Origin of the sequence: Ruegeria arenilitoris (genome assembly GCF_013032445.1) — a bacterium.
Taxonomy (GTDB): domain Bacteria; phylum Pseudomonadota; class Alphaproteobacteria; order Rhodobacterales; family Rhodobacteraceae; genus Ruegeria; species Ruegeria arenilitoris_F.
Map to the genome: position 1 here is coordinate 1 of NZ_WQCA01000081.1, position 1,229 is coordinate 1,229.

Here is a 1,229-nt window from a genome sequence, read left to right on the forward strand (position 1 = left end):
AGAAAAAGGGCGCCCCGAAGGACGCCCTTTCTTTGAGTGTTCGCTAGCGCGACTTACTCGATGATTTTCGAGACAACGCCGGCGCCGACGGTGCGGCCGCCTTCGCGGATCGCGAAGCGCAGACCGTTTTCCATCGCGATCGGAGCGATCAGCTCAACGCCGAACGACACGTTGTCGCCGGGCATGACCATCTCGGTGCCTTCGGCCAGGGTCACGGTGCCGGTCACGTCAGTGGTCCGGAAGTAGAACTGCGGACGGTAGTTCGCGAAGAACGGAGTGTGACGACCGCCCTCTTCCTTGGTCAGGATGTAGGCTTCGGCTTCGAACTTGGTGTGCGGTGTAACCGAACCCGGCTTACACAGAACCTGACCACGCTCAACGCCGTCACGGTCAACACCACGCAGCAGGGCGCCGATGTTGTCGCCGGCTTCACCGCGGTCCAGCAGCTTGCGGAACATTTCAACGCCGGTGCAAGTGGTTTTCGCGGTGTCGCGGATACCAACGATTTCGATCTCGTCGCCAACGTTGATCACGCCACGCTCAACACGACCGGTCACAACGGTACCACGACCCGAGATCGAGAACACGTCTTCGATCGGCATCAGGAACGGCTGGTCAACAGCGCGCTCGGGGGTGTCGATGTAGTCATCAACAGCCGCCATCAGTTCCTTGATCTTCTCTTCACCGATTTCCGGGTTGTTGCCTTCCATCGCGGCCAGAGCCGAACCTGCGATGATCGGAATATCGTCGCCGGGGTATTCGTACGAAGACAGCAGCTCGCGGATTTCCATTTCCACCAGCTCCAGCAGCTCTTCGTCGTCAACCTGGTCGACTTTGTTCATGAACACGACCATTTTCGGGATGCCAACCTGGCGGCCCAGCAGGATGTGCTCGCGGGTCTGCGGCATCGGGCCGTCAGCAGCGTTCACAACCAGGATCGCGCCGTCCATCTGAGCGGCACCGGTGATCATGTTCTTGACGTAGTCGGCGTGGCCGGGGCAGTCAACGTGCGCGTAGTGGCGGTTCTCGGTCTCGTATTCCACGTGGGCGGTCGAGATGGTGATGCCGCGCGCTTTCTCTTCCGGCGCACCGTCGATTTGGTCATACGCTTTGAAGTCACCGAAATACTTGGTGATCGCTGCGGTCAGCGTCGTTTTACCATGGTCAACGTGGCCAATCGTGCCGATGTTGACGTGCGGTTTTGTACGCTCAAACTTTTCCTTTGCCAT

1 protein-coding gene is annotated in these 1,229 nt (G+C 59.3%); it reads right to left on the reverse strand.

The genetic code is table 11. The features are described 5' to 3' along the window. Nucleotides 1–53: 53 nt before the first annotated feature. The coding region (tuf, locus tag GOW98_RS25495) for an elongation factor Tu (protein WP_170337396.1) at nt 54–1,229 on the reverse strand (1,176 nt) is incomplete at its 5' end.